Origin of the sequence: Nocardioides euryhalodurans (genome assembly GCF_004564375.1) — a bacterium.
Taxonomy (GTDB): Bacteria; Actinomycetota; Actinomycetes; order Propionibacteriales; family Nocardioidaceae; genus Nocardioides; species Nocardioides euryhalodurans.
The window spans coordinates 3,742,018-3,763,013 of the sequence record NZ_CP038267.1 but is presented as its reverse complement, the minus strand read 5'-3'; the positions used below and the strand labels follow the sequence as shown (position 1 = coordinate 3,763,013).

Here is a 20,996-nt window from a genome sequence, read left to right as displayed (position 1 = left end):
CCACTTCCAGCAGAGTGGCCACGTGCAGCAGCTCGTCAGTGCCCACCGCACCGCCACCCTGGTCGGCGACTTCCCGCGCTCCCCGGCCTACGCCGGCCTCGCCGAGGCGCTGCGCCGCCTGGTCGCCGACGGCCGGATCCCGGTCGGCGCCCGGCTGCCCAGCGAGCGCGACCTGACCCGCGTGCTCGACGTGTCCCGCACGACGGTCACGCGGGCCTACGCCTCCCTGGTCGAGCAGGGGTACGCCGAGCCCCGTCGCGGCTCGGGGACCTTCACCCGACTGCCCGGCGAGGCGACCCGGGTGCACGACCGGGCCCTGCTGCCGCGCCCCGACGACGCGGGCGTGGTCGACCTCAACTGCGCCGCCCCCGCAGCGACGTGGGGCATCGCCGCGGCCTACGAGCGGGCGCTGGCCGTGCTGCCGTCCTACCTCGCCGGTCACGGCTACTTCCCGGTCGGGTTGCCCGCCCTCCAGCAGGCGATCGCGTCGTCGTACGAGGCCCGCGGCCTCCCCACGTCGCCGGACCAGGTGATGGTCACCCCTGGTGCGCTCGCCGCGGCCGCGATCGTGTCGCGGGCCCTCACCGGTGCCGGTGACCGGGTGCTCGTCGAGTCACCGTGCTACCCCAACGCCGTCGAGGCGCTGCGCGACGCCGGCGCCCGGCTGGTCCCCTCGCCGGTCGACCCCGACGGCTGGGACCTGCCGGGGATCGGCGCCGGCCTGCACCAGGTCGCCCCGCGGCTGGCGTTCCTCATCCCCGACTTCCAGAACCCCACCGGCCTGCTGATGCCCGACGAGCAGCGGGAGGAGTACGCCGGCCACCTGCGTCGTGCCCGGGTCCGCGCCGTGGTCGACGAGGCGCACCAGTGGCTGCCGCTCGAGGGGCAGGCCATGCCGTTGCCGTTCGCGGCGCACGCACCCGGCACGGTCACCGTGGGCAGCGCCAGCAAGGGCTTCTGGGGCGGGCTGCGGGTCGGCTGGATCCGCGCCCCCGAGGGCACCATGGACAGCTTCGTCCGCGCACGCCTGGCGCTCGACCTCGGCGCCCCGGTGCTCGAGCAGCTGGTGCTGGTCGAGCTGCTCCGCGACGCCGACCGGGTCGTGGGCGACCACCGCCACCGGCTGCGCGAGCAGCGCGACGCGCTCGCCGACGCGGTGTCCACGTCGCTCCCGGACTGGCGGTTCCGGCTGCCGTCCGGGGGGTTGGCGCTGTGGTGCGAGCTGCCGGCGCCGCTGGCGACGGCGCTGGCCGCCGAGGGAGACCGGCGCGGCGTCGTCGTGGCGCCCGGGCCGGTGTTCGCCGCCGAGGGCGGCCTCGCCCGATTCGTGCGCCTCCCGTGGACCCGGCCGGTCGGCGAGCTGCAGGACGCGGTCGCCCGGCTGGCCGAGGCGTGGTCGGCGGTGCTGGCCGGTCACGACCCCGACCGGCGCCCGTCCTCGCGGGTGATGGTGGCCTGAGCCTGGCCCTGCGAGCCCGGACGCCGCACGGCCCGCCCGGCAGGAGCCGGACGGGCCGTGGTGAGGCGGTGCGTGTCAGCCCTTGGGAGCCACGCGGATCCAGGTGGTCGGACCATCGGTCCCGAGCACCTTCATGGTGGTCCCGGTGTTCGGCACCTTCACGCTGTACCAGCCGGGCTGGTAGCGACCCGGGTGCGAGCCGGTGGCACCGTGACGGTCACGGTTGCGCCAGTAGCGACGCGAGTCGTCGAAGACCGGCACGGCCTTCTGCGACTTGATCGTGACCGAGTCGACCTTCACGTTGCCCTTGCGGCGGAACTCCCGCTTGAGCGTGATCCTGTCGGTCTTCTCCAGCCCGAAGGTCGAGTCGAAGGACAGGATCCGGTTGCGCAGCAGCTCGCCGTTGCTCCAGTGGGTGAAGCCCGGACGGGCGTCCACCGGCAGCAGCTGGCCACCGCCCGGGTGGTCACCGACGTTGTTGTCGGTGAACTCGTCGTTCCAGTACCAGACCAGCACGCCGTTCTGGTACGGGTACGACTCCACCTTGTCGGGCTTGGTCTCACCGAAGGAGAAGTTGTAGGCGGTCTTCAGCGACTTGTCGTAGCCGTCGTACTGACGGTTCTCCATGACGTAGGCGTTGAAGTAGGCGTTGAACTCCTCACCGGTGGTGGTGCGGAAGCCGTCGAACTCCCAGCCGGTCTCGCCCTCCTCGGCAGTGCCGATGACCTCGCCGTCGACGGCGACCTGGTCGACCAGGAGGCCGCGCTCGACGAAGGCGACGTCGGTCCAGTAACGGAACCGCACCGCGTCGGTGCCGTCGGGCAGCGTGGCGGTCAGCTCCTCCCAACCGTCGGAGTAACCGGTGATGCCGTTGCCCTCGTTCTGGTTGTTCGGGTCCTCGTTCGTCGAGAGGTTGGTCTCGACGATCTCCCACGTGGTGCCGCCGTCGCCGGAGGCCTCGAGGTAGGCGTAGTCCCAGTCCTCCTCGATCTGCCGGTCGACCTGGGCGGTGAAGTCGGTGCCCTCGACGCCGGTGTAGGTCATCGTCGTCTCGAGGTTGTCGCCCCGGTCGGACCAGAACATCTGCTCGCCCTCGAAGGGCTCACCGATGGTCTCGCTGACCTCGTTGTCCGGCAGCAGCGCGAACGCCGCCTGGGCACCGTCCCGCGTCGCCGGGACGTTGCGCGACAGGGTGACCCGCTTGGACGTGCCGTGCGGGATCACGTCGTAGAAGGGCCGGGTGTTGCCGCTGCTCGGCTGGGCGTCGAGCCAGCCCAGCTGGAAGAGCTCCCAGCCGCTCATGTCGGTCGGGTCGTCGCCGATGCCGTCACGACCGCCGTCGCCGATGTTGGCGCCGGAGGACATCAGGGTCCAGAAGGCCGTGTTGTTCTCGGCGCCACCGGTGTTGCCGGAGGTGTCGTAGAGGTCCGGCAGACCGAGGTCGTGGCCGTACTCGTGGGCGAAGACGCCGAGGCCGCCGTTCTCGGGCTGGATGGTGTAGTCACCCACCCAGATGTCGGTCGCGTTGTCCGGCACCGAGGCGCTGGAGAAGTCGCCGTCGTTGGTGCCGATGTTGACACCCGGCAGGCCGCCGGGGCCGCCGCCCTGGAGGGAGGCGTACCAGCGGTGGGACCAGATGGCGTCGGAACCGTAGATCGGGTCGGAGGCGGCCTGGTCGCCGCCGGCGTGCACGATCTGGAAGTGGTCGATGAAGCCGTCGGGCTCGTTGAAGTCGTTGTCGCCGTCGATGTCGTAGCGGTCCTGGATGTCGAAGGTCGCCAGGTACTCCTGGATCTCCGGCATCGTCATGCCACCGTCGAGCTGGTCCTGGACCCAGACGGCCATCGCGTCACGGATCAGCGCGTGGGTCGAGCCGCACACGATGTCGCCGCAGTAGTCGCGACCGTAGAGAGCCTGGTTGAAGGGGACCTTCACCCACTCGGTGACGTCACCGTCGAAGGTGTAGCGACCCGAGGACTGCTCCTCGTAGTAGTCCTTCATCCGGTTGAAGTACATGTCCTCGTAGTGGGCCTTCGAGTAGTCGGCCTTCCACAGGGTGGAGTTGTCCTTGCGCCGGTTGGGGCGCGGGATCGCGTTGTGCTCGGGGCCGTCGAACGTCGTCGGCTGCGGGTCGGCGACCTCGGCGTCGTCGGCGAAGGTGCCGGGGTCGACACCCTCGGGGAGGTTGGAGTCGTCGTAGGCGTCGGTGCCGAACTCGGCCAGGATCACGAAGATCCGGTCCGAGCCCTCGACCTCGAGGGGAACCTCGGTGGTGCCGGGGGCCTTGGCCCTCGCCCCGGGCAGGCTCTTGGCGGTCTGGGCACCCTTCGGGAAGGGGGCCTTGCCCTCGAGCACGCGCTGCAGCGCGGTCTCCTTGAGGGCGTCGAGCTTGTGCTTGACCTGGAGCGGGTGCTCCGGGACGTGGCCGGTGCTGGCACCGGACTCACTCGGAGCAGCACCCGAACCCGACGTGGTGGGCGCGGTGTCGGCTCCGCGGTCCCCCACCGCCGACGCGGTCTGGGGTGTGGCGGCAAGCGTCCCTCCGATCAGGAGGGTGCCGACCGCAGCAAGGGCCGTGGCCCGAGCACGAGGCATTCTCTGCTTCACACTGTTTCCTTGTCTCCCTGGGAGAGTGCCCGGTCGGGCACTCGGCGGCCCCGGGTGCAAGGTCGGTGGTGAGATTCCCCCATGACACGGCACCTCCCGGGCGACGCCTCGCCCTTCCTATGTCGGGGGGTCGCCGGTGGGAAGAGAGCCGCGCCGGTTCGTTACCGGACTGTGACCTGCGACACGCAGGTGTCACACCCCCGTCACACGAGGCTGACGGCGCGGACCGCGTGCGCGTGGATGGCGGTCTCGATCTCGAGGAGGGTCTCGGCCGGGATGGCGCTGTCCACCGACAGCGCCACGAGCGCCGAGCCGCCCTTGGAGTCGCGCGAGACCTGCATGCCCGCGATGTTGACCGCCGCGTCGCCCAGGATCCGGCCCACGGTGCCGACCATGCCCGGCCGGTCGTCGTAGGTGAGGAACGCCAGGTGGTCGGTCGGCTCGATGTCGACGTCGAAGCCGTTGACCTCGACCAGCCGCTCCTTCTGGCTGATGCCGATGAGCGTGCCGCTGACCGAGATCTGCGAGCCGTCGGCGAGGGTGCCGCGCAGCGTGATCAGGTTGCGGTGGTCGGGGCTCTCCGCGTCGGTCACCAGGCGTACGGCGGTGCCCCGCTCGGCCGCGAGGAGCGGCGCGTTCACGTAGGAGACCTGGTCCTCGACGATGTCGGAGAACACGCCCTTGAGGGCGGCGAGCTCGAGCACCTTGACGTCGTACTCGGTGATCTCGCCGCGCACCTCCACGTCGATCTGCTGGGCGACCTCGCCGGCCAGTCCGGTGAAGACCCGGCCCAGCTTCTCGGTCAGCGGCAGCCCCGGGCGTACGTCCTCGGCGATCGCTCCGCCCTGGACGTTGACCGCGTCGGGCACCAGCTCGCCGGACAGCGCGAGCCGGACCGAGCGCGCCACGGCGACGCCGGCCTTCTCCTGGGCCTCGTCGGTCGACGCCCCGAGGTGGGGGGTGGCCACGACGTTCTCGAGCTCGAAGAGAGGGCTGTCCGTGCACGGCTCGGAGGCGAACACGTCGAGCCCGGCGGCGGCGATGCGGCCGGTCTTGAGCGCGTCGTAGAGGGCGGCCTCGTCGACGATCCCGCCGCGGGCGGCGTTGACGAGGACCAGGTGGGGCTTGGCGCGGGCGAGCTCGTCGGCGCCGATCAGCCCGAGCGTCTCAGGGGTCTTGGGCAGGTGGACGCTCATGAAGTCGGCCTCGGCGAGCAGGGTGTCGAGGTCGACCAGCCGGACGCCCATCTGGGCGGCGCGGCCGGCCTGCACGTAGGGGTCGTACGCGATGACGTTCATGCCGAAGGCGCTGAGCCGCTGGGCCACGAGCACCCCGATCCGGCCGAGCCCGACGATCCCGACGGTCTTCTCGTAGAGCTCGATGCCGGTGTACTTCGACCGCTTCCACTCGCCGTCGCGGAGCGCGGCGTGCGCGGGGCTGATGTTGCGTGCGGCGGCGAGCATCAGCGCGACGGCGAGCTCGGCGGCCGAGACGATGTTGGACGTCGGCGCGTTGACGACCATCACGCCGCTCTGGGTCGCGGCCTTGACGTCGACGTTGTCGAGGCCGACACCGGCGCGCGCGACCACCGTCAGCTTCTGCGCGGCGGCGAGCGCCTCGGCGTCGACCTTGGTGGCGGAGCGCACCAGGATCGCGTCGACGTCGGCGATCGCCGGCAGCAGCTCGGCGCGGTCGGCGCCGTTGCAGTGGCGGATCTCGAAGTCCGGTCCCAGCGCCTCGACGGTCGCGGGACTGAGCTCCTCGGCGATGAGTACGACGGGCCGGGCGTGGTCGAACGCAGTGGTCACAGCGGGTCCTCGGAGTCTGATCAGGGATCGGTGGGAGGCGCACGACGCTGTGCGGACTACACCCTACATCCCGGGTGCGTGCCCGCCGCGTCGGCGCCCGGGGGTCAGACGGGGCAGCCGTCGGGGCCGCAGGCCTCGCCGCCGGCGTCCTGCCCGACGACCTGCACGAGCGGCTGCGACTCCGACCAGGCGCGCTCCAGCACCTGCGCGAAGACCTCGGTCGGCTGCGCGCCCGAGACGCCGTAGCGCCGGTCGACGACGAAGAACGGCACCCCCGTGGCGCCGTACGCCGTGGCCTGCGCGGCATCGGTCGCGACCTCGTCGGCGTACTCCTCGGAGGCCAGCACCGCGGCCACCCGGTCGGCGGGCAGGCCGGCCTCGCCGGCGACCCGGGTCAGCGTCTCGTGGTCGGCGGGGTTCTCGCTGTCGACGAAGTACGCCGCCAGCAGCCGCTCCTTGAGCCTGCCCTGCAGCGACGGCCCGCCCTCGGCGAGCGCGAGGTGCAGCAACCGGTGGGCGTCGACCGTGTTGGCGCGCCGGGCGTCGTGGTAGCCGAACGCCAGACCCTCCCCTGCCGCCACCTCGGAGACGCGGTCCACCATCTCCCGACCGGCGGCCTCACCCCCGCCGTACTTGTGGCCCAGGTGCGCGGCGATGCTCTCGGTCGCCTCCCGGGGCGCTGCCGGGTCGAGCTGGAAGGAGCGCCACACGACCTCGACCTCGTCGGCGTGCGGGAAGTCGGCCAGCGCGGTCTCGAGGCGACGCTTGCCGATGTAGCACCACGGGCACACGACGTCGGACCAGATCTCGATCTGCATGTCGGGGACAACCACCGGGGCGGCCACGGTGTTCCTGCTCCTGTCGGTGATCGCTGTCATGATCGGCCCGTGGGAGTGCAGGACGACGCCGAGCGCCTCGAGCCGGACACCGTCGCCGCGTGGTCGGCCTGGCTGGAGCGCCACCACGCCGACACCGCCGGGGTGTGGCTGGTGTCGGCCCGCCGTCACGCCGACCGGTCCGTCGGCTACGAGGCCGCGATCGTGGAGGCGCTGCGCTGGGGCTGGGTCGACTCGACCCAGCGCACGCTCGACGACGCACGCTCGATGATCTGGTACGCCCCGCGCCGCCCGGGCTCGGTCTGGACGCGTCGCAACAAGGAGCGCGTCACCGCGCTCGAGGCCGAGGGACGGATGATGCCGGCCGGCACGGCCGCCGTCGAAGCGGCCCGGGCCAGCGGGATGTGGACGCTGATGGACGACGTCGAGGACCTGGTGGTGCCCGACGACCTCGCCGCTGCGTTCGAGGCCCACCCAGGCTCCCGCCGGCACTGGGAGGGCTTCCCGCCGTCGGCGCAGAAGCAGGCGCTCGGCTGGATCGCGCTCGCGAAGCGTCCGGCCACGCGGGCCGCGCGCGTCGAGGAGACCGCGGTCCGCGCGGCTGCGGGCGAACGGGCGCGCTGATCAGGTCGGGACGGGCTCCCGGATCACCGGGGCGCCGGGACGGCCCACCGCCCACGTGACGGCCACGGCGACCGCCCCCTCCAGAGGTCCGCGGTCCCACGGCTTCCGCAGCGGCAGCTTCCGCCAGACCGCGACCAGCAGGAGCGAGCCGAACGTGAGCAGCGCGACGTTGAACCACGAGTCCTCCGAGACGCCGGGCCGCAGCACGTGGGCCCAGGCCGCGAGGTAGCAGATCTGCAGCACGTACAGCGTCAGCGTCATACCACCGACCCTGGCCACCGGCTCCAGCGCCGGTCCCAGCGCCGTCCTCGCAGCCACGACGCAGCCCACGAAGACCGCCGAGGCGAGCACCACGACGAAGACCTGCTCGAGCCAGGTCGTGTCGTAGGGCTCGACGGTGACCGCTCCCCTGGCGTCGGCCACCACCAGGGCGCTCCAGGTCACGAGCAGGGCGACGCCGACCACGGCTGCCTGCGCCTGCGGTGGGACCTGCCGGCGTCGCGGGAACAGCCACCGCGTCAACAGGATGCCGGTGGCCGCAGCGAGCAGCAGGACCGCCTGCGGGTAGATCTCGCTCACGACGACGTTGAGGAGCTGCAGCTGCAGACCCGAGGCGTCGGCGCGCCACGGCTCGGCCACGGCGACCGTCCACGGTGCCACCAGCCACGCGGCGACGCCCACGACGGCCACGCTCGCGGACGGCAGGCGGCTCACCCCCCAGCACAGCAGCGTGAGAAGTCCGAGCTGGGTCAGCACGATGACGATCCCGCTCGATGCCTGGACGAGGAGCAGCCCGACCACGACGAGGGCGAGTGCCCGTACGAGCGTCGCGACGAGCTGGTCACGCGAGCTCGAGCGGCGGCTGGCGAGCTCGGCGCCCACCCCGACCAGCAGACCGAAGAGCGGGAAGGTCAGGTAGTCGGCGAGCGCGACCCCCCCGACCTGTCCGTTGTCCGGTGCGGTGTGCGCGACGTACATGCTGAAGACCGCCAGACCGCGCGCGACATCAGGCCCCCGTTGCCGTTCCCCCATGGCCGAAGGGTCGCAGCAACCACGATGCCGCGGAATAGTCCTTCTGGATGATTGCCGTGCTCGCCTGCGTCAGCCGACGGTCGCGGACTCCTGCCTGGCGATGGTCCCCCGACGGGCCACCAGCGTGACGAGGAAGCCGATGACCAGCGCGGCGAGCACCCCGAGGTTGGCGTACGCCCACGCCCCGTCCTTGCCGCCGAGCCCGAGCGGGCCGAGCAGGTAGCCCTGCCAGTTGTTCCAGGACGCCTCGTCGGCGAACAGGTTGACCACCAGGCCCCAGCCGACGAACGTCGCCACCGCCATCGTCACCAGCGAGGTGACGTCGACGCTGCCGTAGCGGCCGCCTGCGTCGAAGAGGGCCGCCTCGTCGTAGTCGCGTCGACGCGTCGCGATGTCGGCGATCATGATCCCCGCCCACGCTGCGAGCGGGACGCCCAGCGTGATGAGGAAGCTCTGGAACGGGCCGAGGAAGCTCTCCGCGAAGAAGACGACGTAGATCGTGCCGATCGTCAGGATCACGCCGTCGACGAAGGCCGCAGCAGGACGCGGGATGCGCACGCCGAGCGAGATCAGGGTCAGTCCGGAGGAGTAGATGCCGAGCACCGCGCCGCTGACCAGGGCCAGCACCGCGGCGAGCAGGAACGGCACGAGGAACCACGTGGGCAGCAACGTCGACAGCGTGCCGATCGGGTCGTCGGCGACCCCGAGGAGGAGCTCCTCGGACGAGCCGGCCAGTCCGAGGCCGAAGACGACGAGGAGGCAGGGCGCCAGGGCGCCACCGAAGGTGTTCCAGCCCACGATCGCCCGGCCCGACGCGTCCCGGCGCTGGTAGCGGGACCAGTCGGCCGCGATGTTGATCCAGCCCAGGCCGAAGCCGGTCATCACCATCACGAGTGCGCCGATCACGGCCTGGTCCGACCCGCTGGGCAGTCCCTGGACGCCGGACCAGTCGATCTCGTCGACCGTCATCACGACGTAGGCGAGGGTGACCGCACCGGTGATCCACGTCAGCCACGACTGCAGCCGCATGATCAGGTGGTAGCCGGCCACGCTGGCCGCGACGATCAGGGTCGCCACCACGACCGTGGCCACGACCTGGGTGGAGGTGCCGGAGGACCAGCCGAGCCGCTCGAACACCGTGGCGGTCGCCAGCACCGCGACGATGGCGAGGAAGGTCTCCCACCCGATGGAGACCAGCCACGAGACCGCGCCGGGCACCTTCTGCCCCTCCACCCCGAAGGCGGCCCGGCTCAGCACCATGGTGGGCGCCGAGCCGCGCTTCCCGGCCAGGGCGATCACCCCGCAGAGCGCGAAGGAGGCGACGATGCCGACCACGGCGACGAGCAGGCCCTGCCAGAAGGAGATGCCGAAGGCGAGGATGAAGGCTGCATAGCTCAGCCCGAAGACGCTGACGTTGGCCGCGAACCACGGCCAGAAGAGGTCGGCCGGCCGGGCGGTCCGGTCGGCCTCGTCGATGATCTCGATCCCGGTGCGCTCCACGCCGAGCCGCCGGGTCTCCTGCAGGTCGCTCATGGGCCCATCGTGCCCCAGCCCCGACCCCGAGGAGACCCTGAGTGCCCTCGGGGTCGCCGTGGGGTCGGGTGGGGTGGCTTCCCCGATGTGGCGGCGCCCTCGGTCGGGCGAGGCTGCCGCCATGATCACCGTCCAGCACCTCACCAAGACCTATCGCGGCACCGTTGCCGTCGACGACATCTCCTTCACGGCCCGCCCCGGCCGGGTCACCGGGTTCCTCGGCCCCAACGGCGCGGGCAAGTCCACGTCCATGCGGATCATGGTCGGCCTGACGCCGGCGACGAGCGGGTCGGTGGAGGTCCTCGGGGGCCGCTACGCCGACCTGCCCAACCCCGGCCTCGAGGTCGGGGTCCTGCTCGACGCCTCGGCGCAGCACGCCGGGCGCACGGGCCGGGAGATCCTCACCATCGCCGCCCGCACCATGGGACTGCCCGCCCGCCGGGTGCCGGAGATGCTGCGCCGGGTGTCGCTGACCGAGAAGGAGGCGGACCGCCGGGTCCGCGACTACTCGCTCGGCATGAGGCAGCGGCTCGGCATCGCGACCGCCCTCATCGGCGATCCGGCCGTGCTGGTCCTCGACGAGCCCGCCAACGGGCTCGACCCGGCCGGCATCCGCTGGATGCGCGACCTGCTGCGGGAGTACGCCGACCAGGGCGGCACCGTGCTGCTCTCCTCCCACCTGCTGCACGAGATCGAGGTGATCGCCGACGACCTCGTGGTCATCGGCCACGGCCGGATCGTCGCGCAGGGCACCAAGCAGGAGCTGCTCTCGGCGGCCGGGACGGTCGTCTCCGCCGCCGACCTCGCCGGGCTCGCCGCGGCCCTCGCCGACGCCGGCATCGGAGCCTCCGTGTCCGGCAGCGGCGCCCTCCACACCGACGCCGACACCGACGTGGTCGGCCGGGTCGCCCTCGCCGCCGGCGTCGCCCTGACCGAGCTGCGCTCCGCGGACAGCGCCGGCCTGGAGGAGATGTTCCTCGAGCTCACCGCGGAGTCCCAGCGCGAGACCACCACCGAAGGAGCAGCAGCATGAGCACCCTGACCGCCACCACCGCCGAGGACCGCGTCGTCGCGGCCCCGGTCCGGGCCCGTCGAGACGTACGCCCGATCCCGATGACCCGGGTGATCGGGGTCGAGCTGCGCAAGATGTTCGACACCCGCTCCGGCTTCTGGCTGATGGCGAGCATCGGCATCCTCTCCGTGCTCGCGACGGCCGCGACCGTCGCCTTCGCGCCCGAGGAGGCCCAGACGTACGAGGCCTTCGCCAGCGCGATCGGCTTCCCCATGGCCGTCGTGCTGCCGATGGTCGCGATCCTCTCGGTCACCAGCGAGTGGAGCCAGCGCAGCGGGCTGACCACCTTCACGCTGGTCCCGAGCCGCGGCCGCGTCATCGCCGCGAAGGCGATCGGGGCAGTCGCCATCGGGGTCGTGTCGATGTTCCTCGCGCTCGGCATCGGCGCGGTCGGCAACCTGGTCGGCACCGCCATCTCCGGGGCGCCGACGGTGTGGGACGTGCAGCTGGCGGAGTTCGCCACGATCGTGCTGGCCAACGTGCTGGGCATGGCGATCGGCTTCATGCTCGGGGTCGTCATCCGGAGCTCGCCGGGCGCGATCGTCGGCTACTTCGTCTACTCGCTGCTGCTGCCCACGGCGTTCGCGATGCTGGCGGCCTTCCAGGAGTGGTTCCGGGACCTGCAGCCCTGGATCGACTTCAACTTCGCGCAGACCCGGCTCTTCGACGAGTCGCTCACCGGGGAGATGTGGGCCCAGCTCGGCGTCGCCGGGCTGATCTGGCTGGTGCTGCCCCTCACCGTCGGGCTGGTGCTGCTGCAGCGCTCCGAGGTGAAGTAGGCCCCCAGGAAAGAGGTAGTCCCCGGATCTTCTGCTCCCACCGACCGGTGGGGAGGACAGGAGATCCGGGGACTACCGCGTCCCGGGGGTGCTCAGCGCGTCGCCGTACCCTCGACGTAGTCGGAGTCGTGGGACTTCACCCAGGCCATCAGCTTGCGCAGCTCGCGCCCGGTCTGCTCGATCGGGTGCTGCTCGCCCTTGGCGCGGAGCTCCTTGAACTCGGCGCCGCCGGCGTCCTGGTCGTCGATGAATCGCTTCGCGAAGGAGCCGTTGACGATGTCCTCGAGGACGGCCTTCATGTTCTCCTTCACCTGCGGCGTGATCACCCGGGGGCCGGAGACGTAGTCGCCGTACTCGGCGGTGTCGGAGACCGACCAGCGCTGCTTGGCGATGCCGCCCTCGTACATCAGGTCCACGATCAGCTTCAGCTCGTGGAGGCACTCGAAGTAGGCGACCTCGGGCTGGTAGCCGGCCTCGATCAGGGTCTCGAAGCCGTACATGACCAGCTGGCTGGCTCCGCCGCAGAGCACCGCCTGCTCGCCGAAGAGGTCGGTCTCGGTCTCCTCGGCGAACGTGGTCCGGATGCCGCCCGCACGCAGGCCGCCGATGCCCTTGGCGTAGGACAGCGCGAGGTCCCAGGTCGAGCCCGAGGCGTCCTTCTCCACCGCCACGAGGACGGGTACGCCGCGGCCGTCGACGTACTCCCGGCGGACCAGGTGGCCCGGGCCCTTGGGCGCGACCATGAACACGTCGACGCCCTCGGGCGGGGTGATGTAGCCGAAGCGGATGTTGAACCCGTGCCCGAAGACCAGGGTGTCGCCGGGTGCGAGGTGGGGCTCGATCTCGTCGCGGTAGAGGTCGCGCTGGACCTGGTCGGGCGCGAGGACGACGACCACGTCGGCCTCCTCGACCGCCTCCGACGGCGTGAGCACGCGCAGCCCCTCGGCCTCGGCCTTCGCCCGCGACCGGCTGCCCTCCTGGAGCCCGACCCGGACGTCGACGCCCGAGTCCCGCAGCGACAGCGCGTGGGCGTGCCCCTGGCTGCCGTATCCGATGACGGCGACGTTCTTGCCCTGGATCAGGGTCAGGTCGGCGTCGTCGTCGTAGTACATCTCAGCCACTGCTGGCACTCCTTCGTGTGGGTGGGGCGGGGATCGGGACCGGGCGCAGGGTGCGCTCGGAGATGGAGCGGGAGCCGCGACCGATCGCGACCATCCCGGACTGGACGAGCTCGCGGATGCCGAAGGGCTCGACCACCCGCAGGAAGTCGGCGAGCTTGCCGGCGTTGCCGGTGACCTCCACGGTGACGGCGTCGGGGGCGACGTCGACCACCCGCGCTTTGAAGAGCTGGACGGCGTCGAGGACCTGGCCGCGGGTGACCGCGTCGGCCTTGAGCTTGACCAGCAGCAGCTCGCGGTGGACCGAGACCGCGTCGTCGAGCTCGACGACCTTGATCACCTCGACCAGCTTGTTCAGCTGCTTGGTGACCTGCTCCAGCGGCGACTCGTCGACGTTGACGACGATCGTCATCCGCGAGATCTCGGGGTGCTCGGTGGGGCCAACCGCGAGCGAGTGGATGTTGTAGCCGCGGCGGCTGAAGAGACCGGCGATCCGAGCCAGGACGCCGGGCTTGTTCTCGACGAGGACCGAGAGCGTGTGAGTCGACATCTAGAGATCGTCCTCCTCGAAGTCGGGCGCGAGGTCCCGCGCGTACTTGATGTCGTCGTTGCTCGAGCCGGCGGCGACCATCGGCCAGACCATCGCGTCGCGGTGGACCCGGAAGTCGACGACGACCGGGACGTCGTTGATCTCCATCGCCTTCTCGATCGTGGCGTCGACCTCGTCGGGGCTGTCGCAGGACAGCCCGACGCAGCCGTACGCCTCCGCGAGCTTCGGGAAGTCGGGGATCCGGACCGGACCGCCGGCGGCGCGCTGCAGGTCGGTGTTGCTGTAGCGCTCGCTGTAGAACAGCGTCTGCCACTGCCGGACCATCCCGAGCGACTCGTTGTTGATGATCGCCACCTTGATCGGGATGTCGTTGATCGCGCAGGTGGCGAGCTCCTGGTTGGTCATCTGGAAGCAGCCGTCGCCGTCGATCGCCCAGACCGTCGCGTCGGGGCGGCCGACCTTGGCGCCCATGGCGGCAGGGACGGCGAAGCCCATGGTGCCGAGCCCCCCGGAGTTGATCCAGGTGTTGGGCTTCTCGTAGCCCACGAAGTGAGCGGCCCACATCTGGTGCTGCCCGACGCCCGCGCAGTAGACCGCGTCCGGACCGGCGATCGCGCCGAGCCGCTGGGTGACCAGCTGCGGCGCGAGCGAGCCGTCGCTCGGGGCGTCGTAGCCGAGGGGGTACTTCTGCTTGACCCCGGCGAGGAACGCGACCCACGCCTCGTAGTCGCCGGAGCGGCCGGCCTCGGCCTCCGCCTGCAGCGCGACGACCAGGTCGGAGATGACCTCGCGCGCATCGCCCACGATCGGCACGTCGGCGTGGCGGTTCTTGCCGATCTCGGCGGGGTCGATGTCGGCGTGGATGACGAGTGCACCCGGGGCGAAGGACTCGAGGTTGCCGGTGACGCGGTCGTCGAACCGCGCGCCCAGGCTGATGATCAGGTCGCTCTTCTGCAGGCCGGCGACCGCCGCGACGGTGCCGTGCATCCCGGGCATGCCGAGGTGCTGCGGGTGGCTGTCGGGGAAGGCGCCGCGTGCCATCAGGGTCGTCACGACCGGGATGCCGGTCAGCTCGGCGAGCCGGGCCAGCTCCGCGCTCGCCCCGGAGCGGATCACGCCGCCGCCGACGTACAGGACCGGCCGTCGAGACTCCAGGACGAGCCGGGCGGCCTCCCGGATCTGCTTGGAGTGGGGCCGCGTCACCGGGTGGTAGCCGGGCAGGTGCAGCTCGTGGGGCCAGGCGTACGACGTCATCGCGGTGAGCGCCGACTTGGAGACGTCGACCAGCACCGGGCCGGGCCGGCCGGTCGAGGCGATGTGGAAGGCCTCGGCGACGGTCCGCGGGATCTCGGCGGGGTCGGTCACCAAGAAGTTGTGCTTGGTGATCGGCATCGTGATGCCGCGGATGTCCGCCTCCTGGAAGGCGTCCGTGCCGATCGCGGCGGCGCCGACCTGGCCGGTCACGGCGACCATCGGCACCGAGTCCATGTGGGCGTCCGCGAGCGGCGTCACGAGGTTGGTCGCGCCCGGCCCCGACGTCGCCATGCACACCCCGACCCGGCCCGTGGCGGCCGCGTACCCCTGGGCCGCGTGGCCGGCACCCTGCTCGTGGCGGACGAGGATGTGGCGGATCGAGGAGTCCATCAAGGGGTCGTACGCCGGCAGGATCGCGCCGCCCGGGATGCCGAACACGTGCTCGGCCCCGGTGGCCTCCAACGACGCGATCAGGCTCTGTGCGCCGGTCATCTCGGTCATCTGGCTCGCGTGTCCTTCGTCCTCGGAGTGTGCGGTGGGCCCAACAAAAAACCCCTCGGTTGCGAGGCAACGAGGGGTGACGCGTCGGTGATCAGGGCGATCAGTCGGCGCGTCCGGTGCGTACAAGAAGCTGCTGCGGCATGCGCGTCAGGCTACGCCCCGGCTCGTCGGCCCGTCACCCGAGTCTCCCATGCGTCTTGAATCGTGGGATGACGGTCCCACATGTTGTCAGGATCGGCCTCAGCCCGGGAGGACGCTGCGGCCGATCGGGCCAGGGTTGTGGGCGACCTCCCAGCGGAAGCCGTCGGGGTCGGCGAAGTAGCCGGTGTAACCGCCCCACTCGCGGGCGACCGCGGGCGCGACCTCGGGGGACCCGGCCCGCCGTGCCTCGGCGAGGACGGCGTCGACCTGCTCCGGGGTGCCGACGTTGTGGGCGAGGGTGATCGGCGCCAGGCCGCTCCCGCGCCTGAGCGGGCCCACCTCGTCCTCGAAGCCGGACTCCGCCCACAACGACAGCACGACCTTGTCGGCGACCTCGAACATCAGCACCTCCCCTTCCTCCTCGAGGGCGGGCGTCCAGCCGAGACCGTCGACGTAGAACCGCCGCGTGGCCGCGTGGTCGGCGACCGCGAGGGTGATGAACGAGACACGCTGCTCCATGTCGACCAGCGTGGCACGTCCGGCGCACGCTCACGACGTGACCACCCGACCGTTGCAATAGTGTGTGACACACACTATTGTTCGCGGCATGGACGAAGCCCTCATCGCCACCCACGTTGCCGAGCTGCGCCGCGGCACCGTGGTGCTCGCGTGCCTGTGCGTGCTCGGCGAGCCTCGCTACGGCTACGCGTTGCTGAGCACGCTCGAGCAGGCCGGCTTCGAGGTCGACGCCAACACGCTCTACCCCCTGCTCCGTCGCTTGGAGAAGCAGGGCCTCCTCAGCAGCGAGTGGAACACCGAGGAGTCCCGGCCCCGCAAGTTCTACGTGCTCACCGAGCAGGGCAGCTCCGCCCGCGCCGCGCTGGCGCAGGAGTGGTCCGACCTCGACCACCGCGTCCGTACCGCCCTGGAAGGAACCGACCGATGACCCACCACCAGACCCTCAGCGACCCGCTCGTCGAGCGGTACGCCGTCGCCGTGGCCTCCCGGCTCCCGGCCGACCAGCGCGACGACGTCGCAGCCGAGCTGCGGGCCAGCATCCTCGACTCCGTGGAGGACCGGCTCGACCGCGACCCGGACGCCGCACGCGACGCCGTGGTCCGTGAGGTGCTCCTCGACCTCGGCGACCCGATCGTGCTGGCGCGCGGCTACGCCACGGCCCCGCGCTACCTCGTCGGCCCGGAGAACTTCGACACCTGGCGGACGCTGGTGCTCGTGATCTCCGCGGTCGGGGCCCCGGTGACCGCCCTCGCCACGCTGGTGGCGCGGATCTGGGCCGGGGACCCCTACCCCGAGGCCATCCTGGGCTCCCTGTGGACCGGCTTCACCGTGGTCGTCCACGTCGCGTTCTGGGTGACGCTGGTGTTCTGGATCATGGAGCACACCGGTACCCGGTCCCCCATGGCCACGGAGGAGGGGTGGACGCTCGACCGGTTGCCCGAGCTGCCCCGGGCGCGGGCGCTCGGGCTCAAGGAGCTCATCGCCGGGCTGGGCTTCGTCACGATCGTCCTGGCGTGGCTGCCGTGGCAGCACGTCCACTCCCCGGTCGTGGACGACAACGGCGACCGGGTTCCCCTGCTCGACCCCGCGCTGTGGTCGTCCGGCTGGCTCTGGGGGTTCGTGGCCCTGCTCCTCGCCACCGCGGCAGTCGAGGTCGTGAAGTATCGCGCAGGCGACTGGACGACCGGGGTCACGCTCTCGGCGGTGGCGCTCGACGTCGTCACCGCGGCGTACCTGGTCCTCCTGCTCACCACACAGACCGTGGTCAACCCCGCGCTCGATCCCGGAGGCTCGGCGCCGGCCGCGGCCGACACCATCGTGCTGGTCACCGCGCTGGTGGTGGCCGCGCTCGGCATCGGTGAGGCGGTCCGCGGACACCTGCGCCACCGGACTGCGGTCAGCTGACCTCGTCCAGCGCCTGCCGCACGGCGTGCACACCGCATTCGACCTCGGCGTACGACGTGGAGAGGGGCGAGAGCCCGACGCGCAGGCCACCGGGGTCGCGGTAGTCCGGGATCACGTCCTGCTGCCACAGCGCCGCGACCACCTCGCGCATCGCCGGGTGCGTGAGGGTGACGTGGCCGCCGCGGCGCCCCGGGTCGCGGGGCGAGGCGACGCCGACACCGAGGGGAGCGAGCTCCTGGTCGGCGAGGTCGATGGCGTACGACGTGAGGCCGACCGACTTGTCGCGGACGGCCTGGATCCCCACCTCGTCGAGCAGGGTGAGCATGTCGCGCAGCGGCAGCATGCCCAGGACCGGCGGGGTGCCGGACAGGAAGCGCCGTACCCCGTCCGTCGGGGTGTACGTCGGCCCCATGAGGAACGGGTCGGCCGCCCCCATCCACCCCTGGATCGGCTGGGTGAGGGTGTCGAGGTGCCGCTCCGCGACGTAGACGTACGCCGGGGCGCCGGGGCCGCCGTTGAGGTACTTGTAGGTGCAGCCGACCGCGAGGTCGGCGCCCCAGGCGTCGAGCTCGAGCGGCACCGACCCACCGGAGTGGGAGAGGTCCCAGAGCACGAGCGCGCCGGCGGCGTGGGCGATGCGGGTGATGGCGGGGGCGTCGGCGATCCACGCCGACCGGTAGGCGACGTGGCTGAGCGTGACGAGCGCGGTCTGCTCCCCCACGACCTCGGCGACCTGGTCGGCGGTGACGCCGGCGGCGGGGTCGACGTCGATCCACCGCAGCGTCAGCCCGCACTCTCGGGCCACGCCGTCGGCGACGTAGCGGTCGGTCGGGAAGTTGTCCCGGTCGAGCACGATCTCGGTACGCCCGGGCCGCGCCGCGACCGCGGCGCGCATCGCCTTGTAGAGCAGCACCGTCGTCGAGTCGCCGACGGCCACCTGACCGGGGGCCGCGCCGAGCACGAGGCGTCCGAGGTCGTCCCCGACCGTCAGCGGAAGGTCGAACCACTCCTCGTCCCAGCCGCGGATCAGCCGCTCGCCCCACGGTCCTCCGACGAAGCCGGCGAGCGTGTCACGCGTGGCGGCCAGCGGCCGGCCGAGCGAGTTCCCGTCGAAGTAGACGAGGTCGCTGTCGGCGCCGACGAAGCGGTCGCGGTAGGACGCGAGGGGGTCAGCGGCGTCGAGCGAGGCGGGGTCCACGGGACGTGTCTACCGCATGCGGGCCTACCCGGCAGTCACACCCGTTGGGGTGAGCGACCTGTGGCGGAAGAGTGCCAACGTCACGAGCGGGCCGTGAGCTTCGCGGCCCTGCCGGACCTGGTCCGGCTCTCGGAGGGGAGACAGACACATGGCAAGTCTCAGAAACCGGTACGTCGGCGGACCCGTCGCACTCATGGTCGCCCTGGTCGTGACCGCGGTCGCCGCCCTGGCCTGGGGAGGACCCGCCACCAGCGCACCCGCGTCGAGCCGCACCGCGACCGCAGCGGCCGGCACCGTCGCACAGAACAACCTGGGGGAGCTCAGCTCGACGATCCGCGGCACCACCGCCAACGGACGCAGCGTCACGGGCGAGTTCGTACCGCTGAAGTTCTCCAAGCGCAACGGCAAGGTCTTCGTCCGCGGGCTCGTCCAGGGCGTCGTGCACAACGCCGACGAGTCCACCCGAACCTTCGGCGTGGTGCGGACCGTCCGCGTGCGCTCGATCAACGGGACGCCGATCCGGACCGGTGCCGCTGCCCGGGCACTGCAGGCACCGCCGGCGTGCGACGTCCTCAACCTGCGGCTCGGCCCGCTCGACCTCGACCTGCTGGGTCTGCAGGTGAACCTCAACCGGATCGTGCTCGACATCGTCGCGCAGTCGGGCGCCGGCAACCTGCTCGGCAACCTGCTGTGCGCGGTCGCCGGCCTGCTCGACGGCGGGCTCAACGGCCTGCTGGGCCGGATCACCAACCTGCTCAACCAGATCCTGGGGCGGCTCGGGCTGGGTCTGTGACCCTCCGCTGACGCACGCGTGGTGCCCGGGTGCCTCGACACCCGGGCACCGCGACGTCCCGGGAGCGGTCAGCCGCAGACGGCGCCGTGCGCCGCCGACTGGACGACCTTGGCGTACTTGCCCAGGACCCCGCGGGTGTACTTGGGCGGGTTGGGCTCCCACCCGATCCTGCGCTGCTCGAGCTCGGCCTCGTCGACGAGCAGCTCCAGCGACCGGCCCGCGACGTCGAGGCGGATCGGGTCCCCGTCACGGACGAAGGCGATCGGGCCGCCGTCGACCGCCTCGGGTGCCACGTGGCCGACGCACAGGCCCGTCGTACCGCCCGAGAACCGGCCGTCGGTCAGCAGCAGCACGTCCTTGCCCAGGCCCGCGCCCTTGATGGCGCCGGTGATCGCAAGCATCTCGCGCATGCCGGGGCCGCCCTTGGGACCCTCGTAGCGGATGACGACGACGTCGCCGGCACCGATCTGGCCGTCGGTGAGGGCGTCCATGGCCTTCCGCTCGCCGTCGAAGACGCGCGCGGTGCCCTCGAAGACCGACTCGTCGAAGCCGGCCGACTTCACGACCGCGCCCTCGGGGGCGAGCGTGCCCTTGAGGATGGTCAGGCCGCCGGTGGCGTGGATCGGCTCGGAGAACTTGCGGATCACGTCGCCGTCGAGGGGCGGCGGGGCGATGTCGTCGAGGTTCTCGCGCATCGTCCTGCCGGTGACGGTGAGGGTGTCCCCGTGGAGGAGGCCCTCCTCGAGCAGGGCCCGCATCACGACGGGGATGCCGCCGACCTTGTCGACGTCGTACATGACGTACTTGCCGAAGGGCTTCAGGTCGCCGAGGTGGGGCACCTTGTCGCCGACCCGGTTGAAGTCGTCGATGGTGAGCGGCACCTCCGCCTCGCGGGCCATCGCGAGCAGGTGGAGCACGGCGTTGGTGGAGCCGCCGAGCGCCATCACGACGGTGATCGCGTTCTCGAACGCCTCGCGGGTCATGATCTGGCGAGCGGTGATCCCCTGGCGGAGCAGGTTCACCACGGCCTCGCCGGAGCGGTGGGCGAAGCCGTCGCGGCGCCGGTCGACGGCCGGCGGGGCGGCGCTCCCGGGGAGGCTCATGCCGATCGCCTCGGCGACCGCCGCCATGGTGTTGGCGGTGTACATGCCGCCGCAGGCACCCTCGCCGGGGCAGATCGCCCGCTCGACGCGGTCGACCTCCGCAGCTGTGATCTTGCCGGCGAGGCAGGCGCCGACCGCCTCGAAAGCGTCGATGATCGTCACGTCCTCGCCGTCGACCTGGCCGGGCATGATCGATCCGGCGTACAGGAAGACGCTGGACAGGTCGAGGCGAGCCGCCGCCATCATCATCCCGGGCAGGGACTTGTCGCAGCCGGCGAGCAGCACCGAGCCGTCGAGCCGCTCGGCCATCATCACGGTCTCGACCGAGTCGGCGATCACCTCGCGCGAGACCAGCGAGAAGTGCATCCCCTCGTGGCCCATGGAGATGCCGTCGGAGACCGAGATGGTGCCGAACTCGAGCGGGTAGCCGCCCGCGGCGTGCACGCCGTGCTTGACCGACTGGGCCAGCCGCTGCAGCGAGAGGTTGCACGGGGTGATCTCGTTCCAGCTCGAGGCCACACCGATCTGGGGCTTCTCCCAGTCCCCGTCACCCATGCCGACCGCGCGGAGCATCCCGCGGGCGGCGGCCCTCTCCAGGCCGTCGGTGACGTCGCGAGAACGGGGCTTGATGTCCGGGCTCTGCGTCATGCCGCGAGGTTAGTCGG

Annotated in this window: 18 protein-coding genes; 7 read left to right on the top strand and 11 right to left on the bottom strand. The window is 71.6% G+C overall.

All coding sequences use genetic code 11. The annotated features are described in order from the left end of the window. Window positions 1–22: 22 nt before the first annotated feature. Window positions 23–1,459, top strand: a complete 1,437-nt coding sequence (gene yczR, locus EXE57_RS18220) for a MocR-like transcription factor YczR (RefSeq protein ID WP_135079983.1) — start codon at window positions 23–25, stop codon at window positions 1,457–1,459. Window positions 1,460–1,534: 75 nt separating this feature from the next. Here yczR and EXE57_RS18215 read toward each other — a convergent pair whose 3' ends face one another. The 3 genes from EXE57_RS18215 to EXE57_RS18205 form a co-directional block, all read right to left on the bottom strand. Then, a complete protein-coding gene (locus tag EXE57_RS18215) occupies window positions 1,535–3,964 on the bottom strand; it encodes an immune inhibitor A domain-containing protein (protein ID WP_208542905.1) in 2,430 nt (809 codons plus the stop codon). Between the two features lie 305 nt (window positions 3,965–4,269). Continuing rightward, the gene (gene serA, locus EXE57_RS18210; protein ID WP_135079979.1) at window positions 4,270–5,874 is read right to left on the bottom strand and encodes a phosphoglycerate dehydrogenase; all 1,605 of its coding nucleotides are present in this window, start codon (window positions 5,872–5,874) and stop codon (window positions 4,270–4,272) included. 104 nt (window positions 5,875–5,978) lie between these two features. Then, window positions 5,979–6,752, bottom strand: coding sequence for a DsbA family oxidoreductase (locus tag EXE57_RS18205; protein ID WP_244246895.1), 774 nt, complete (start codon window positions 6,750–6,752; stop codon window positions 5,979–5,981). Between the two features lie 9 nt (window positions 6,753–6,761). Between EXE57_RS18205 and EXE57_RS18200 the strand changes: the two genes are divergently transcribed. Next, complete coding sequence (locus EXE57_RS18200; protein WP_135079977.1) at window positions 6,762–7,334, top strand: YdeI/OmpD-associated family protein; 573 nt, start codon at window positions 6,762–6,764, stop codon at window positions 7,332–7,334. Here the strand turns inward: EXE57_RS18200 and EXE57_RS18195 are convergent, their stop codons facing one another. Then, complete coding sequence (locus tag EXE57_RS18195) at window positions 7,335–8,366, bottom strand: hypothetical protein (protein ID WP_135079975.1); 1,032 nt, start codon at window positions 8,364–8,366, stop codon at window positions 7,335–7,337. It lies immediately after the preceding gene. Between the two features lie 69 nt (window positions 8,367–8,435). Beyond that, entirely contained in the window at window positions 8,436–9,899 is a 1,464-nt protein-coding gene (locus EXE57_RS18190) for a purine-cytosine permease family protein (protein WP_135079973.1), read from the bottom strand. A gap of 121 nt (window positions 9,900–10,020) precedes the next feature. Here EXE57_RS18190 and EXE57_RS18185 point away from each other — a divergent pair, with 121 nt between their 5' ends. Next, on the top strand, window positions 10,021–10,932 hold the full coding sequence (locus EXE57_RS18185) for an ABC transporter ATP-binding protein (RefSeq protein ID WP_135079971.1): 912 nt from the start codon (window positions 10,021–10,023) through the stop codon (window positions 10,930–10,932). Then, window positions 10,929–11,750, top strand: a complete 822-nt coding sequence (locus EXE57_RS18180) for an ABC transporter permease subunit (protein ID WP_135079969.1) — start codon at window positions 10,929–10,931, stop codon at window positions 11,748–11,750. Before EXE57_RS18185 ends, EXE57_RS18180 begins: the two co-directional genes overlap by 4 nt. Before the next feature lie 92 nt (window positions 11,751–11,842). On the opposite strand, the gene ilvC is transcribed toward EXE57_RS18180, so the two are convergent. The 4 genes from ilvC to EXE57_RS18160 all read right to left on the bottom strand — a co-directional run bounded on the left by ilvC (window position 11,843) and on the right by EXE57_RS18160 (window position 15,833). Further along, window positions 11,843–12,871 (bottom strand): ketol-acid reductoisomerase, encoded by a 1,029-nt coding sequence (ilvC, locus tag EXE57_RS18175; protein ID WP_135079967.1) that lies wholly within the window; start codon window positions 12,869–12,871, stop codon window positions 11,843–11,845. Beyond that, window positions 12,864–13,418 (bottom strand): acetolactate synthase small subunit, encoded by a 555-nt coding sequence (ilvN, locus tag EXE57_RS18170; RefSeq protein WP_135079965.1) that lies wholly within the window; start codon window positions 13,416–13,418, stop codon window positions 12,864–12,866. The genes ilvC and ilvN overlap by 8 nt, the downstream gene beginning before the upstream one ends. Then, window positions 13,419–15,173, bottom strand: coding sequence for an acetolactate synthase large subunit (locus EXE57_RS18165; RefSeq protein WP_135079963.1), 1,755 nt, complete (start codon window positions 15,171–15,173; stop codon window positions 13,419–13,421). 240 nt (window positions 15,174–15,413) lie between these two features. Further along, on the bottom strand, window positions 15,414–15,833 hold the full coding sequence (locus EXE57_RS18160) for a VOC family protein (RefSeq protein WP_135079961.1): 420 nt from the start codon (window positions 15,831–15,833) through the stop codon (window positions 15,414–15,416). A gap of 88 nt (window positions 15,834–15,921) precedes the next feature. On the opposite strand from EXE57_RS18160, the gene EXE57_RS18155 reads away from it, so the two are divergent. Next, window positions 15,922–16,260: a PadR family transcriptional regulator gene (locus tag EXE57_RS18155; protein WP_135079959.1), complete on the top strand. Its 339-nt coding sequence runs from the start codon at window positions 15,922–15,924 to the stop codon at window positions 16,258–16,260. Continuing rightward, window positions 16,257–17,237: an HAAS signaling domain-containing protein gene (locus EXE57_RS18150; RefSeq protein WP_135079957.1), complete on the top strand. Its 981-nt coding sequence runs from the start codon at window positions 16,257–16,259 to the stop codon at window positions 17,235–17,237. Before EXE57_RS18155 ends, EXE57_RS18150 begins: the two co-directional genes overlap by 4 nt. On the opposite strand, the gene EXE57_RS18145 is transcribed toward EXE57_RS18150, so the two are convergent. Further along, a complete protein-coding gene (locus EXE57_RS18145; RefSeq protein ID WP_135079955.1) occupies window positions 17,230–18,435 on the bottom strand; it encodes a kynureninase in 1,206 nt (401 codons plus the stop codon). The genes EXE57_RS18150 and EXE57_RS18145 overlap by 8 nt on opposite strands. Before the next feature lie 148 nt (window positions 18,436–18,583). On the opposite strand from EXE57_RS18145, the gene EXE57_RS18140 reads away from it, so the two are divergent. Further along, entirely contained in the window at window positions 18,584–19,228 is a 645-nt protein-coding gene (locus EXE57_RS18140) for an ABC transporter substrate-binding protein (protein WP_135079953.1), read from the top strand. Window positions 19,229–19,296: 68 nt separating this feature from the next. Here EXE57_RS18140 and ilvD read toward each other — a convergent pair whose 3' ends face one another. Then, window positions 19,297–20,979, bottom strand: a complete 1,683-nt coding sequence (gene ilvD / locus EXE57_RS18135; protein ID WP_135079951.1) for a dihydroxy-acid dehydratase — start codon at window positions 20,977–20,979, stop codon at window positions 19,297–19,299. Window positions 20,980–20,996 lie beyond the last annotated feature (17 nt).